Origin of the sequence: Enterococcus sp. DIV0008 (assembly GCF_050542615.1) — a bacterium.
Lineage (GTDB): Bacteria > Bacillota > Bacilli > Lactobacillales > Enterococcaceae > Enterococcus_D > Enterococcus_D innesii.
This window is the reverse complement of sequence record NZ_CP172937.1, coordinates 1146821-1162189: the sequence shown is the minus strand read 5'-3', so window position 1 is coordinate 1162189 and position 15369 is coordinate 1146821. Positions and strand designations below refer to the sequence as shown.

Genomic DNA, 15369 nt, shown 5'->3' with positions numbered 1-15369 from the left:
AGATTCCCCCTGGTACTTTTGTGGAAAACTAAAAGCAGGAGGACTTTCGGTCACCCTGCTTTTTTAGGCTTCTAAAGATACTAGCTACTCCCCAGTTGTTGAATTTTCTTCTGAGAAGGTCAAACTGTCGTCGTATAACTGATAATTAGGCGATCCGTTAGTATATTCATCGCCTTGGGTCAAACCCTCGTTCGTCGGAAGCTGCAACTGCTCCTTTAACAAATTTTGCGTATGCAACAACTGATTCGTCCCCAATAACTGATAATACACTCCACCAATCAGTTGCCCTTCTCCTTGGAGTTGCTCTTGTTTGATGGTCGTAAAAGCAGGAATATAATTGGTACCGATGTCCATCATATCATTCCACGTAAGATCCGTCTTCGAATTCTTTTCAACCGCTTTGAGAATCTTTTGGTAATTACTGATGCCATCCAGACTCATAACTTTTTGAAGAATTTTCGTAACCACTTCTCTTTGCCGTCTTTGGCGACCGATATCCCCTTCCGGATCTTGTTTGCGCATCCTTGCATAAGCCAAACCTGTTTTCCCATCTAAGGTGATTCGCCCTTCAGGGACATGAACGCCTTCTAAAGTAAAATCGATAGCATTTGTCACCTCGATACCTCCAACTGCATCGATCAGATCCCGCATCCCTTGCATATTGATCGTCACATAGTGATCGATAGGAATGTCCAAGAGATTTTCAACAGAGTCCATGGCCATAGCCTCCCCACCGAAAGCATAGGCATGATTCAGCTTATCGATCGTATTGTAACCAACGATTTGTGTGTAAATATCACGATCAAGGCTAATGATCGTTGACTGTTTTTTTTCAGGATTGACCGTCACCACCATCATACTATCCGAGCGACCTTGCTCGGTTCGACCTAATGCCCCAGTGTCGATTCCCATCAGCAAAATGGAAAACGGATCTCGATCTTCAATGCTGATCGCTTCCTCTCGTTTGTCTGTTTTCCGATCAACAGCGTGAGAGATTTGATTAAACGTGGCATTTGTCTCTCGATAAACCTGCATCCCGTAGATCGTTACTCCAATGATTCCAACTACTAACACGACTAAAATACCTAAAATTACCTTTTGATATCTCCGCATCTTACACCTCACCAATAAAAATTCACTCATCAAATAAATTTTCCCACAAAACGCATCTTTCAGCAATCGCTATCATGCATCAACTTCCTATTTAATGCTTCCGTAACTTCTTTGAAATAAACAAAAATAAAGTGCACCCTCTAAGCTAGAGAGTGCACCGCAAATAGTCTTTTTTAAATATAATCCACAAAACGAGCGCGGAACTTCATATGCAAATGACTTCCTAGAATAAGAAGCATCAAAGTTAGACACCAGAAGATAAGTGTATAAGTTGTTTTTTCCCAAACCCATGCACGGGAAAGCAACGAGTCTCGAAAGCCCTCAATAATATAATAAAAAGGATTGAGTCTTAAAATTTTAACTAACCATACCGGCATATTGCGATTATTTATATCCCATATTGGTCCAGACACATAGAAAAGCAAACGTAGGACCGATTGTAAGAAGATATGATAATCCCGAACCAACACTGTGATTGTTGCATTCAACACCCCGTATGCAAACAAAAAACTAACCATACAGAAAAAATAATAAAAATACTGAATCCAATAAATGGTAGGTGTATTTCCAGTAAATAATAATGATCCCACAACAATTGCTACCATCGGAATATATGATGACAGATTACTAACAATATTGATTGTTGGTAAAATACTTACGGGAAATTTCATTTTAGCAACCATTCCAACTTGTCTGTGAATGCTGTTTGATGCTCCTAAAACAGATGAACTTATATAAAACCATGCTGTGATACCAACTAACATCCATATAATAAATGGAAATCCGTCTACCTGACGATTATTATTTACGCCCAATCCAAATACTAGATAATAGATTCCGATTTGAATGGCCGGATTCAAAATTTGCCAAGCTAGCCCTAAATAATGACTTTGGTAAGTGGCTTTATCTTCATAGCGAGACATTCGAAAAATCATACCACTATGCTGAATTTGTTCCTTTAAAACTGCAATTATTTCTTTCACAAGGCTCTTCCTCTTCTACATAATATAAGTAAGTATCGATGATTACCGTACGATAACTTTCGTAATAACTTCTATAGGATTCTTAAGCGCATAACCCAAAGATCTTCCACTAAATGTAACGATACTGAAAAAAAGAATACTCAAAATTGTTAAAGATAAAACGAGTTTAGTAAAAATAGTCATTTTTTCTCCAAATAAAGTTCGTTTCGTATTTTTTTCCAGTTCGGTAGCATCTAAATTCTGATTTAAAGTTTGTGGATCATTTTTGGCTTTTTCAACTAATTTTTCAATACTAAATTGTTTTTGTTTTTCTTTATATTCATCCTGATATTTTTTCTGTTCTTTTTTGGGTAATTTTTTAAACCAATCAATAAACTCACGATATTCTTTCATCACTTCATTAGTGGGTCCAAACATTTTTAAATCACCGTAATGCATCCAAATCGTTTTATCACAAAGTTTTTCTACCTGTCCCAGTGAATGAGAAACGAAGAAAATAGTTTTCCCATTTTCTTTAAATTCCATAATCTTATCCACACATTTTTGGTAAAAAGTTTCATCTCCTACAGATAAAGCTTCATCAATTACTAATATGTCCGGATTGTTGTGGACAGCAATAGCAAAGCCCAAACGAGATTTCATACCACTGGAATAGCTTTTTACAGGTTGATTAATAAAATCTCCTAAATCAGCAAAAGCAACGATGTCATCTAATTTGTCATCAATCTCTTTATTCGTCATTCCTGACATCAGGCCTTTTAAACGAATATTTTCTAGTCCGGTCAGTTGGATTTTCAATCCAGCACCGATTGCAATGATCGAAGTTTCTCCGTTAACCTCCATCGTTCCTGATGTAGGAGGAATAATTCCACTAATCAAGTTCGAAAGTGTTGATTTCCCTGATCCATTAATACCAATGATTCCTACTGATTCACCAGCATTTACTTCAAAACTTACGCCTTTTAATGCCCAGAATGTACTCATATTTTTTTTATAAAATTTAAATAGAGATTTTACTTTATCTGATTTTTTCTTCAGAAGATCGTATTCTTTTGTTACTAAAGTACTACGAACTTTAACTTGTTTATCCATCTTATCTTCTCATCCATTCTAAAAATCTTTGCTTACATTGTTTTGATTGAACATTGTCAGGTCAGCCTTTATTTGGGTTGTTGAAACTTCTGGCGTTCTTGGAAGATAAACTACCTCAACTCCTGATTCAGTAGTTAGATAATCAAATTTACCTGACCAGTCGTCCCCTATTACAAAAATATCGACGTTATATTTCTTCATGTCCGTTATTTTTTGCTCCCAATTTTCTTCTGGAATAACAAGATCGACATATCTTATTGCTTCTAAAAGCTGTTTCCTTTTTTCATAGCTAAAATAACTAGTCTTACCTTTTTGTAATAAATTGAACTCATCGGTTGATAATCCCACAATCAAGTAATCACCTTTTTGCTTAGCAGTTCTCAATAGATTAATATGACCATAATGAAGCAAATCAAATGTTCCATAGGTAATAACTCGTTTCATTTTTAGTCCCTTCTTATTTCAAAATAAAAATCACTAATAGATTATATCATAAAACCCAGAAAAAAAAGATTCTTAGGAAAGAATTAACAAATTTGAAAGATTATTAACCCTAAATATTTGCTTTAATTTCCTATTTTTCATATAAAAAGCAGCAACCTATATGATGGTACCTCCTCATCTCTGAGTCTAGCAAGAAATAGAAACTAATATAAGTGTATCAAAAAAGCAGATATTCATGCTCCTTTGAGATGAATAATCTGCTTTGTCTACAGTCTACTTGATTTTAGACTTTCGTCACTTCCGCTGCTTGCGGTCCGCGAGCACCTTCAACGATCGTAAATTCAACTTCTTGACCTTCTTCAAGTGATTTAAAACCGTCTCCTTGAATGGCAGAAAAGTGAACAAATACATCATCGCCACCGTCAACTGTAATAAAACCAAACCCTTTTTCGTTGTTGAACCATTTTACTTTCCCATGTTCCATAGTGTGTAAAGCCTCCAATAATTATAATCCGACGATTCCGTCGCCTTTATTATAGCGGATTATGTAAGCGTTAGCAATATCAAAACGATTCTTTCTATCCACAAAAAAAGAAGCCTTTTAGCAGGCTTCTTTCTAGTAAATTGTTTAAGCTTTTGCGAAATATTCGTTTACTTTGTCCCAGTTAACAACACTCCAGAAAGCATTGATGTAATCTGGACGAACATTTTTGTATTTCAAGTAATACGCATGTTCCCAAACATCTAAACCTAAAACAGGTGTTTGACCATCCATCAATGGTGAATCTTGATTCGCTGTTGAAGTAACCGCTAGTTTACCATCTTTCACGACTAACCATGCCCAACCTGAACCAAAACGTCCGGTTGCAGCAGTTTTAAATTCTTCTTTAAAGTCTTCAAAGCTGCCAAAAGTTTCTTCAATTGCCTCTTTGATGGCTCCAGTAGGTTCGCCACCAGCATTTGGGCCTAAGATTTCCCAGAAGAACGTGTGGTTGGCATGGCCGCCACCATTGTTACGAACTGCTGTTTGAATATCTTCTGGTACAGAAGAAAAGTCAGCTAATAATTCTTCAACTGTTTTTTCACCTAATTCAGGATGTTTTTCAATCGCTGCGTTTAAGTTTGTTACATAAGTGTTATGGTGTTTATCATGATGCAAATGCATCGTTTCTTCATCAATGTATGGTTCTAATGCATCGTATGCGTAAGGTAAATCTGGTAATGTGTAAGTCATAAAAAAATTCCTCCTCAATGATAATGTTTACATAAGTAACATTATCAGACTATCAGACTTTGTTCAAAAAATATGCTTACTTTTTCTCACTTTTTTTCGTATTGAAAATCAAAAATTTACTAAACACATAGTTTGCCAAAACAACAACAACTTGGGTGACCAGCTTGGCAACTAGATCGCCGGTTGCCAAAATTGAAATAAATAGATACATACAAAGCATATCTAAGCCTAATGATAAGACGCGAAAGAAAATGAACTTCCCAAATGCCGCCCATGACTCTTGCTTTGTCTCGGTTTTTGCTTCAAAGACCCATAACTTATTTGTAAAGTAGGCGAACAAAACAGAAGCAATCCAGGAAATCACATTCGCTGTCTGGTAATAAAAACCAAATCCTTCACGAAAAACGAGGTAGACGACAATGTTGACTACAGTCGTTAATCCACCAAAAAATAAATACGTAATCGGCTCCCACAACTTTTTTTGCTGCAAGAACTGCTTGTATTCGTTGTACTTTTGCATTCTTTTGCCTACTTTCATTTCTTTATTTATTCATTCATTCGATTATTGGTTCTTTTTTTGTGAATTCCTTGTAATTCAAAGAACCCTTCGTTACAATTACTCTAGTTATACCACAAAGGAGTTCATCAGCAAATGACTATCGTCCAACTATTTAAAATTGCTTTTTTCCGAATACCTGATTTAAAATTTGTCAAAAAAGCAGAATTTTCCAAAGTAATCGTTTTTCTATTAAGCGCCTCCGTGCTTATCGCGGTACCGATGACCATCAATGTATTAGGTGTCTTTCGCGATGTGCAAGCAGACGGACAAAAAATTGGAGAATCGATCCCAGATTTTACGATCGAAAATGGCAAGCTTGCTACAGCGCCGGGTACGCAAGGTTTCATTTATCAAACCGATTCGATCATCTTTACTTTCGATCCAGATGGCAACCGTACGCCAGCAGATATTGCATCTGATGTCACTGGCTCTGTCATCGCTGTTGCCTTGTTAAAAGATCAGCTGGTCATCCGTATCCCCTCTTCTGGCTTATCGACGTCAATGTTAGATTCTAATCAATTAGAATTTGATTACAGTGAGCCTGCGCTGCGCAATCTTAACGGTCAGGCGATTCGAGAAGCGCTATCCAACCAAGCGATCCCCTGGCTAATCAAACTCATTGTCTTTTTTGTTGCATTGTATCCATCATTTGTCAGCTTGCTGATCACCTTAGTGATGGGGACCTTTATTGCAACGATCTATACAAGATTAAAACGATTCTCCTATACTTTCTTTGAAAATTTAAAGATTCTGATCATAAGTGCTGCATTGCCTACGCTTATTAGTGTAATCGTACAACTACTATTGCCTTCCTTCGATGCAACCACCTTTATTTTGTTTGGTTCTTTATTCTTATTCACACAAGGGGTCAAACATTCTCCAAAAATTCAGTTTAAAACCTAATCTAGGCCATGTTCAATTCCTTGAACATGGTTTTTTTCTCATTCTTTGCTACACTTAAGTTAAAAGGAGGCTTGGCAATGAAAAAAATAATCTTAGCCACTCGAGAGTTTCGCGACACATACGTGAAACAAATCGAAAAAGACTATCAATTTCTTGTGTACAGAAAGGACCAAGCAATTGATTGGTCACAAGTAGAAATTACCATAGGTTGGAAGCCCGAATGGAAGGACTACCTACTAACGGAGAAAACAAATTTGAAATGGGTCCAAGCAATTTCAGCAGGCGTAGACACCTTACCCTTAAAAGAGTTTGCGAAATATGGCATTCGCTTATCTAATGGTAGCGGCATCCATGCTGAATCGATTACAGACCATCTATTGGCTCTACTATTTATGGAAAACCGCGGGATTTTCCAAGCAATCCAACAACAAAGAAAACAGCAATGGTCACCAAATACAATCCCCTATACAAAATTGTCAGACCAAGAGATTTTGATCGTTGGTACGGGACAAATTGGCCAAAAGTTAGCTCAAGCATTGACCTTTTTTGGTGTAAGTCCCATTGGTATCAATACTAGCGGGCATGACGTGACAGGTTTTGAAAAAACGTTTGCGTTATCTGACTTACACGCTTGCGCAAAAACCGCCGATTGCGTCATCAACATCCTTCCTCTGACGGAAGAAACCACTCACTTGTATGATGCAGCTTTTTTTGCCCAAATGAAACCTAGTGCTTCCTTTTATAATGTCGGCCGCGGGCCAAGTGTGGATACCACTGCATTAGCAAAAGCCCTAGAAAAAAAGCAGATAGCATTTGCCGCACTGGATGTTTTTGAAGAAGAGCCATTGCCCGAAAATGATCCGTTATGGCACATCGAAAACCTTTTGATAACCCCTCATATCTCAGGGCACACGCCCCATTTTCAAAAGGCATTTATGGCTATTTTCTTAGCGAACTTCCAACAATTTTTGGCAAAACAAGAACTTGTAAAAAATGAGATAAACTTGGATAAAGGCTACTAACATATTCTTTCCGCAAAAAAAGTGTACAGTTGGAGGCGAAACCTTCAGATTGTACACTTTTAATTTATCGTTGTTTTTCTTGGTCTTTTTCAGTTTCTTTCAAGAAATATAAGGGTCTATTTTTGGTTTCTAAAAAAATTTTCCCAATATATTTCCCGATGATTCCCAAACAAAGCAATTGCAAGCCGCCCACAAATAAGAAAATGCTAACCATCGATGGCCAACCAGTTGTTGGATCACCAAAGATAAAGGTTCTGATCACAATAAATACCAAAGCAATCAGAGAGCCCAAGCAAGAAAGCGCCCCAATAAACGAAGCAATGTTCAGAGGGGTATCCGAAAAGTTGACAATCCCGTCGATCGAATATTGAAATAGTTTCCAAAATGACCACGAAGTCTCACCAGCGACTCGTTCCCGGTTCTCATAGGCGATGTATTCTGTATCAAAGCCGACCCAACTGAAGATCCCTTTGGAAAAGCGATTGTATTCTGACAGCTGTAAAACGGCATCTACCATATTACGGCGCATCAAGCGAAAATCTCGGGCACCATTTACCATTTCGGTATCGGCAATTTTGTTGATAATATTATAAAAAGCATCTGAGAAAAAACTACGGATCTTCGGTTCTCCTTTGCGATCCGCCCGTCTAGTCCCCACACAATCAAGCTCTGGTTTTGCTTCCAGCATCGCAAACATTTCTGGCAGTAATGTCGGCGGGTCTTGTAGATCTGCGTCCATCACAGTGACAAAATCGCCTTTCGCCGCTTGTAAGCCTGCATAAAGTGCAGCTTCTTTGCCAAAGTTTCTCGAAAAAGATAAATAGCGAACACTTTCGGGGTGGGCACGATATAACTCTCTTAAAACAGGTAGTGTTTGATCTGAAGAGCCATCATTGACAAAAATATATTCAAAGGGCATATTTAATTGTCTCTTCACTTTTTCTGTTTCCTCAAAGAATATCGGCAAGCTCGCCTCTTCATTAAAACAAGGTACAACAATTGATAACATCGGTTTCATCTCCTAGAGCCAATCGAGTTACATCGGTCATCATTTGACCAAACTCATATTATTTTTTATCTTCACTAAAATCATACTTGGGTTCATCTAACCTTTGATCATAATCAACTGTCAGATCATAGCCTTTGAAAAACCACTCATCCGCTTCATCAATAAAAAAAAGCAAGCCGTCAATTGTTCGTTCAACGATCGGACGTTCTGGTTTATCGACTGACATCCCCACGGAAAATCCGTCATGCACTTGTGTTTTGCCATAAATTTTTCCAAAAAAACGAATCCCGCTTCCTTGGTCTACCACCAATTCTTTTTTGAACCATTGCATTGCTTCAGGACTTATTGTTAAGTTCATTTTCTTCACTCCTAATCATTCATATGTTCATCAAGTATATCTACATCATCTGTATTGCCGATCACGAGTAAATTGTCATTTTCACGCACGATCGCCTCTGCATCTGGCGAAACGATCACTTGTCCTGGTCCCCGACGAATCGCAACAACTGTCAGACCATACTTTTGTCGAAAATTCAGCTCAATCAGGGATTTATTGAAAAAGCGTGGATTGGACACACGAATTTCTGCTAGAGAAAATTCATCAGATAGTTCAATATAATCTAAGATATTTTTGGAAACTAGATTATGGGCGATGCGAATCCCCATATCACGTTCAGGATGGACGACACGGTCTGCGCCGAGTTTTTCCAGTACACGGGCATGGTATTCGTTTTGGGCTTTGGCTAAGATATTAGGAACACCCATTTCTTTAACCATCAAGGTCACCAAAATACTAGCTTGAATATCCTCACCGATCGCAACAATGACATGGTCAAAGTTTCGGATACCCAATGAGCGTAACGTCATCTCATCCTGTGCGTTACCAACCACCGCATGGGTGGCGATATTCATGTACTCATTCACCCGATCTTCGTTACTATCGATCGCCAGTACTTCTTGTCCAGATTCAATCAACGTGCGACAAATACTGCCACCAAAACGGCCCAGACCGATTATTGCATAATTTTGCTTCACCACAAACGCTCCTTTTTTACCAGATCATAATTTAGTATAACAAAAACCTCCTCAACTGACCATGAGGAGGCATAATTATCGAGAATTTATTTTATCAAACCGTGTTTAAAAGCATATATTGTCGCTTGTGTACGATCTTCAACTTCCAATTTTGATAAGATATTCGATACATGTGTCTTAACAGTTTTCAAGGTAATAAAGAGCGAATCCGCAATCTCTTGGTTACTCTTTCCTTCGGCGATCAACAGTAACACTTCTTGTTCCCGATTGGTCAAATCTTCATGTAGGATTGGTGTCCGATTCGTCAAACGATCCATCATTTTCGTGGTGACTTCGGGTTCTAAGACCCGCTCTCCTCGCTGGGTGGCACGAATGGCTTCCGCAATCTCATGAGCAGTAGACGTCTTTAACAGATAACCGGCCGCACCCGCTTCAATAGCTGGATAGACTTTTTCATCATCAATAAAACTAGTGACAATAATGATTTTTGCATCCGGCCAATCCTTTAAAATCAATTTCGTAGATTCGATCCCATCCATTTCATCCATCACTAAGTCCATCAAAATCACGTCTGGTCGCAGCTCCAAGGCCTTTTCATACCCTACTCGGCCATTTTCCGCTTCCCCAATCACTTCTATATCGTCTTGAATCGATAAGTAAGAAGATACCCCCAGACGAACCATTTCATGGTCATCAACTAACAACACGTTTATCATCCGTTATGCCTCCTTCAACAATGGAACTTTGATTTCAATGCTGGTTCCTTGCTTTTTAAAACTAATAATTTTCAACGTACCACCAACGGCACTCACCCGTTCTCGGATATTCATTAAGCCATAGCTGCCGGCCTTTTGATCTTGGGGATCAAAGCCAACTCCGTCATCGATCACCCGCAATAACACGTTATTATCGATGCGATGCAAGTATACTTCTAACTCATCAGCTTTCGCGTGACGCAGTGTATTAGACAAGAGTTCTTGGATCACACGAAAGAGTTGATCTTCAATCGAACTAGGCATCGTAAAGTCTTCAATATCCCAAGTCAATAGAATTTTGATTTTAGTCTCTAATTCCTTTAACAATTGCTCGATTCCTTGCTTTAGACTCTTCCCTTCCAAAGTTACAGGTCGTAGATGAAGCAAGAGCGCCCGCATTTCAGATTGCGAAGCATTGATAATGTCTGTGACCATCGCTAACTGTTTCTTTTGGCTTTCTGGAGCATCTGTTCGAATCGCTTGCTCATTTAGTGCAGACATCATCATCATGGCGGCAAACAGCTGTTGAGAAACAGAGTCGTGCAATTCACGAGCCAGACGCTGCCTTTCTGCTTCTAAAATCTCTTCTTTCGTCTGACCATCAACAAACTGCGGTTTCGCATTCAATTGCTGTAATTCCATCGACATCTGTTTCATCTTCGATTGGATACTGGCAATATCACGATCCACATTCGCAATCAAATGGTTTTCAGACGCATGGGGGATTTTTGTTTCCAATAAAGGGCTATCGATATAGCCGCTGGCTAACAGTCTTAACTTTTCTTCCACCGGACCGTATTGACGGTTGCGAAAAAAAGAAATCAGTAAAAAGACAGCTAAAGCAATCAATGCAGATATTACAAGTAAGTGAAAGACGATTGGGATAAAGAAGAGCTTGATTTGAAAGACTTCTATCAGCCAATTATTTTTCCCACTGGCATACAAATAGGAAAACAGCATCAAAATCATGGTAAAAAAACTTGCTAAGCCTGCATAAAACGCGATCATGCCTCTTGAAAATTTCCCGATCATACCCGAATCACCTCAACATCACCAACAAGGGTATTCGTTAAAATTTTCAAACGCCGACTATTTTCGCCATAATCGGGGCTGTAGATTGTCACTTTTTCATTTTTCAAGCTCGTTTCTTCACCTTCAAAGATAACGGAGCCAATAAAAGTACTGTGCTCTAATTTGATTGCTATGCCAGCAGGCACTAAAATACGAGTTCTGCCAAAGCCTTTTCGTACGATCACGACGTTTTCTTTCTTAGGCAATAAAGTGTTGCCTAGATCAATGAAAGTGTCTCCCGTCAAAATATCTAAATTGATGTCATCCCATTCATAAACTTGACTGCCGATTCGTTCATTGCCTAACCACTGCTGTTTTTGTTTCAGTGGATGATCAGCTTTTGGTTCTTCGGTTTCAACGATGATCATTTGTTTTTTGCGCCAGAAGGAATTTTTAGTCAAATCGATTCCGGTAATCTCGACTCCTTTTAATCCAATAAATAAAATCGCAAAAATCAGCATCAGCCACAATGCTGGACTATTTAACAAACTGATCAAAATAGCAATGGAACTTGAGACCATCAAGAAATTTTTAAAATTGCTCTTGCGCTCACTTCGGTTCACCAGAACCAAGCACGTCACACCAAGTATTAATAAAAATAATAATGGCGGATTAGATAAAATTTGCCATACCGCAAAAAGCAGTAAGAGCGCTTCAACAATAAAGAAAAAACGCCAAGGACTTTTCATTCAAGCTCCTCCTCCTAGTAATTCTACTCTATCATACCTGAAAAAAAGGGTTTGTCCATCCGTCGCTGGTCCGAAAAAAGACCCTGTATGATCAATTTCCCTAAAGGAGAATGAACAACAGGGTCAACTAGATTGATCGAGTGATCAAGCAATTAGCTTTTCTTTACTTCTGTGATTCTTACTTGCATATCTCCGCCTGGCGTTGAGATCGTCACTTCATCGTTGACTTTTTTCCCGATCAAAGCACGAGCGATTGGTGAATCATTGGAAATTTTACCAGAAAAGGGATCTGCTTCAGCACTACCGACGATCATGTACTCTTCTTCGTCACCATCAGGCAACTCCACAAAAATCACTGTTTTTCCGATGGAAACTTCATCAGAGTCGACACCCTCATTATCAATGATTTCTGCAAATCGAATCATATTTTCTAAAGTAGTGATTCGGCCTTCGACAAACGCTTGTTCATCTTTGGCAGACTCATACTCTGAGTTTTCGGATAAATCGCCAAAACTGCGGGCTACCTTGATACGTTCAATGATTTCACCGCGTTTTACCGTTTTCAATTCTTCTAATTCTTGTTCTAGCTTTTCTTTTCCTTCAAGTGTCATTGGGTAAACTTTTTCTACCATAGTTCTTTTCTCCTTTTAGTAACTTCTAATAAATCGCAAAAGGTAATCTTTTGCGATGAGTCCACAAAAGATTACCATGCTTTTTTTTAAATGTAAACTATAAACCTGTGAAAATTTAATTTGAGGTATTGTTTACGTATTGTTCCACTAATTGCATATGCTGTTCATAGGTTTCTGCAAAGTAAACTTCTTGAGTATGAATATCAGCAACGAAATAATAGTAGTTGTTCGGTGTTGGATCTAAGACCGCTTGGATCGCTGCTTCACTTGGATTGTTGAATGGCCCAGGTCCGTAGCCAGTATGCACATAGAGATTATAAGGAGAGTCAACTTGAGTGTCCTCATAAGTAACTAGCTCTTTATGCTCACCTAACGCGTATAGAATCGAAATATCCGATTGCAGCGGCATATCAATTGCTAAGCGATTGAAGAATACCTGTGCGATATTTTTACGATCTTCTAACTTACTACCTTCTTTTTCAACAAGCGATGCTAAAGTAAGAACTTCTTGGACGGTCATTTCTTTTTGAGCGATTTGATCGAAATATTTCGACATGACCGCATTTGATTTATCCACCATTTGAGTAACGACTTCTTCTAGGGTATTCCCTGTATAGTAGTCATACGTCGCTGGGAACAAGTATCCTTCGAGTCGGTAACGTACACCTTGTGCATCGCCGGCACTTGCTAAAAGATCAGGATAAGTTGCTTTCATTTTTTCAAAGAACTCGTCACTTTCCATCAAAGCTAAGAAATCATCTTTCGAGATATTCGTTGCTTCCGCTAGAGCATCACCGATTTGATCTACATCAAATCCTTCAGGAATGGTGACTTTGGCGTCAGAGGTGACCGATCCTTCGCCATTTTGTAGCATCTTCGCTATTTGATCCAATGTCATACTTGGCGCAAACTGATAATTTCCCGCTTGAAATCCAGTTAAATTATTGAATTTCGTATAATAGTTAAAGATCATACCACTCTTAATGATATTGTCTTCTTCCAATATTTCTCCAATTGCTTTGTTGGACGATCCACTAGGGATCTCAACAGCGACAGTTTCCGTGTCATCAGGATTCAAAGGCTGTAGCCCGGATGATACATAACGATACATTGAAAATCCTAAAACTCCACCGATAACGAGCAAAGCAAGAACTACGATCAAAACGATCCGATTGACAATTCGGTCTTCTTTTTTGCGTTGCTGCTTGCGCAATTGCGTTTCTCCACCTTCAGCTATGGGTAATTCTTCCGCTGCTGCCCTACGACTTGCAGCAGTTTGCTTTGCTTTTTTATTTTTGGTCTTTCCACTTGCAGTTCGCGAACCCACCTCTTCTTGAGGCTGTTGAATAGGACGCTCGTTCAAACCTTGGTCTTCCTGGGTTTGATCTGATTGAGGTTGCTTTAAAGCTCCTAATACTTCGTCTTTAAAGGATTTATCCTCTGGATGTTGTTTACTCAAAACAACTCCTCCTAACTTTCGTAATACTGGCTTGTACCATTATACACGAAAGTTAGGAGGAATGAAATGATTAATAAATTACTCAAACGCTTCTTTTAAAATTATAGTTTTTCACCTGTTGCGTCTTGAATCAATTGTTTCGCTATTGTATCAATATTTCTCCTGATTTTTGCCACATCGTTAGGATTTGAGATAAATCCAAGTTCCGTTAGTCGATAGTCAATTCCTCTATCTTTAAAGACTCTTAAATTCAATAGGTCATTACGCAAGCTCAATCCTCGATTATTTGCATAAGCAGAGTGCCAACCTACATGCTGACGAATAGTCTCAGCCATAGCTATACTCGATAATGAAGGAACAAGATCTTTATGAACAATAACATGTCCACCTGTTGATAAGGTTCCACCAGCATCTAAATGGATTTCGGTAACAGACAAAATTTTTGAACTAACTAAATATGCGCCACCCATGATCTGGGTGTCCTGATACATGTCCTTTGATGTATCATAAAAATTGATTTTACTCGTTTTTAATTTCGCAGCATATTTTCTTAAATACGGTAACAGTTCATTACGTGTGAAATCACGTTCGTTAGTTCCGCTGCCGACTGCCCCTGGATCCCAAACCCCATGCCCCATTACAAAAAGGTACTCACTTTTTTCAACAAAAGGTTTTTCCGTTGAGCCAGGTGCTTTTTGACCTTTAGGAACCAGTTGGATTTCTAATGCTTCAGCACGTTTACCCAAAGAAATAGTTCCAGCTTTCTGGTCATTGACTGCCCAATCAAGCCAACCATATGTTTGTGAGTGAACACGGTAATAAATATCATAGAGTCTCGCTGCTTTTCCTGTCAGTTTTACCTGAAGTGCTTCCAGTCTCTTACCTTGTCCAGTAGTCCCAGATAGCGCCCCATTCGATTGATAAGCTTGCCAGCCAATGCCTTGGACATGTGACCGGTAAGAAATACCACCATCAAATTCACTGTTTTCCAATTTGATCTGTATAGCTTCTAAGCGCAAGCCTCTTCCTGTTGTTCCTCCAGTGACTTTGCTTCCTGTTGTATTTACCCATCCAACTCTTTGAGAGTGAGATGAGAGGTCAATGGTAGTTTTTCCTAACGTATTACTAGAAACAAATGCTTGTCCTGCCTGATTTGGCTCAGATAATCTTCTTGGCTTCACAATGATTTGAATCGCTTCAATTGCTAGATTAAATCCTGTTGTACCTGCTTCAGCACCATTTTTAGTCCAACTTAACCATCCTAGACCTGAAACGTGTACTCTATAATAAATATTTGCATATTTGGCTAAGTCGCCAGTCAGTTCAAGTTTTATAGCTTCCAATGGCGTATCAATCATACCAATTTCTT

18 protein-coding genes are annotated in these 15369 nt (G+C 38.7%); 2 read left to right on the top strand and 16 right to left on the bottom strand.

The features are described from left to right. Nucleotides 1-84 precede the first annotated feature (84 nt). From IGI84_RS05540 to IGI84_RS05510, 7 genes are all read right to left on the bottom strand, one after another. Nucleotides 85-1113 carry an LCP family protein gene (locus tag IGI84_RS05540; protein WP_081119167.1) on the bottom strand — a complete coding sequence of 343 codons (1029 nt, stop codon included), beginning with the start codon at nt 1111-1113 and terminating at the stop codon, nt 85-87. Nucleotides 1114-1286: 173 nt separating this feature from the next. Further along, nucleotides 1287-2096 (bottom strand): ABC transporter permease, encoded by an 810-nt coding sequence (locus tag IGI84_RS05535; RefSeq protein WP_005236888.1) that lies wholly within the window; start codon nt 2094-2096, stop codon nt 1287-1289. Between the two features lie 42 nt (nt 2097-2138). Continuing rightward, on the bottom strand, nt 2139-3188 hold the full coding sequence (locus IGI84_RS05530) for an ABC transporter ATP-binding protein (RefSeq protein WP_194195331.1): 1050 nt from the start codon (nt 3186-3188) through the stop codon (nt 2139-2141). Nucleotides 3189-3206: 18 nt separating this feature from the next. Then, complete coding sequence (gene tagD / locus IGI84_RS05525) at nt 3207-3632, bottom strand: glycerol-3-phosphate cytidylyltransferase (protein WP_005236890.1); 426 nt, start codon at nt 3630-3632, stop codon at nt 3207-3209. A gap of 283 nt (nt 3633-3915) precedes the next feature. Next, entirely contained in the window at nt 3916-4116 is a 201-nt protein-coding gene (locus IGI84_RS05520; protein ID WP_005229578.1) for a cold-shock protein, read from the bottom strand. A gap of 144 nt (nt 4117-4260) precedes the next feature. Then, nucleotides 4261-4866: a superoxide dismutase gene (locus IGI84_RS05515; protein ID WP_140965429.1), complete on the bottom strand. Its 606-nt coding sequence runs from the start codon at nt 4864-4866 to the stop codon at nt 4261-4263. A gap of 76 nt (nt 4867-4942) precedes the next feature. Beyond that, nucleotides 4943-5386 (bottom strand): GtrA family protein, encoded by a 444-nt coding sequence (locus tag IGI84_RS05510; protein ID WP_034878673.1) that lies wholly within the window; start codon nt 5384-5386, stop codon nt 4943-4945. A 132-nt stretch (nt 5387-5518) separates the two neighbouring features. Between IGI84_RS05510 and IGI84_RS05505 the strand changes: the two genes are divergently transcribed. Both IGI84_RS05505 and IGI84_RS05500 read left to right on the top strand, forming a co-directional pair. Then, nucleotides 5519-6328, top strand: a complete 810-nt coding sequence (locus IGI84_RS05505) for a DUF1189 domain-containing protein (protein ID WP_430600878.1) — start codon at nt 5519-5521, stop codon at nt 6326-6328. A 26-nt stretch (nt 6329-6354) separates the two neighbouring features. Beyond that, entirely contained in the window at nt 6355-7350 is a 996-nt protein-coding gene (locus IGI84_RS05500) for a phosphoglycerate dehydrogenase (protein ID WP_200125215.1), read from the top strand. Between the two features lie 64 nt (nt 7351-7414). On the opposite strand, the gene IGI84_RS05495 is transcribed toward IGI84_RS05500, so the two are convergent. The 9 genes from IGI84_RS05495 to IGI84_RS05455 form a co-directional block, all read right to left on the bottom strand. Further along, nucleotides 7415-8359 (bottom strand): glycosyltransferase family 2 protein, encoded by a 945-nt coding sequence (locus IGI84_RS05495; RefSeq protein WP_200125217.1) that lies wholly within the window; start codon nt 8357-8359, stop codon nt 7415-7417. Nucleotides 8360-8417: 58 nt separating this feature from the next. After that, entirely contained in the window at nt 8418-8717 is a 300-nt protein-coding gene (locus tag IGI84_RS05490; protein WP_081119174.1) for a HesB/YadR/YfhF family protein, read from the bottom strand. 11 nt (nt 8718-8728) lie between these two features. Next, nucleotides 8729-9394, bottom strand: a complete 666-nt coding sequence (locus IGI84_RS05485) for a potassium channel family protein (protein ID WP_005229566.1) — start codon at nt 9392-9394, stop codon at nt 8729-8731. An 86-nt stretch (nt 9395-9480) separates the two neighbouring features. Further along, nucleotides 9481-10110, bottom strand: a complete 630-nt coding sequence (locus IGI84_RS05480; protein ID WP_077452576.1) for a response regulator transcription factor — start codon at nt 10108-10110, stop codon at nt 9481-9483. 3 nt (nt 10111-10113) lie between these two features. Beyond that, on the bottom strand, nt 10114-11181 hold the full coding sequence (locus IGI84_RS05475; protein WP_077452577.1) for a sensor histidine kinase: 1068 nt from the start codon (nt 11179-11181) through the stop codon (nt 10114-10116). Then, nucleotides 11178-11909 (bottom strand): cell wall-active antibiotics response protein LiaF, encoded by a 732-nt coding sequence (liaF, locus tag IGI84_RS05470; protein WP_010749367.1) that lies wholly within the window; start codon nt 11907-11909, stop codon nt 11178-11180. Before liaF ends, IGI84_RS05475 begins: the two co-directional genes overlap by 4 nt. A gap of 152 nt (nt 11910-12061) precedes the next feature. Further along, nucleotides 12062-12541: a transcription elongation factor GreA gene (greA, locus tag IGI84_RS05465; protein ID WP_005229556.1), complete on the bottom strand. Its 480-nt coding sequence runs from the start codon at nt 12539-12541 to the stop codon at nt 12062-12064. Between the two features lie 115 nt (nt 12542-12656). Beyond that, nucleotides 12657-14000 (bottom strand): endolytic transglycosylase MltG, encoded by a 1344-nt coding sequence (mltG, locus tag IGI84_RS05460; protein ID WP_086292795.1) that lies wholly within the window; start codon nt 13998-14000, stop codon nt 12657-12659. Nucleotides 14001-14101: 101 nt separating this feature from the next. Beyond that, nucleotides 14102-15358 carry an N-acetylmuramoyl-L-alanine amidase gene (locus IGI84_RS05455; RefSeq protein ID WP_430600876.1) on the bottom strand — a complete coding sequence of 419 codons (1257 nt, stop codon included), beginning with the start codon at nt 15356-15358 and terminating at the stop codon, nt 14102-14104. Nucleotides 15359-15369: the final 11 nt, after the last annotated feature.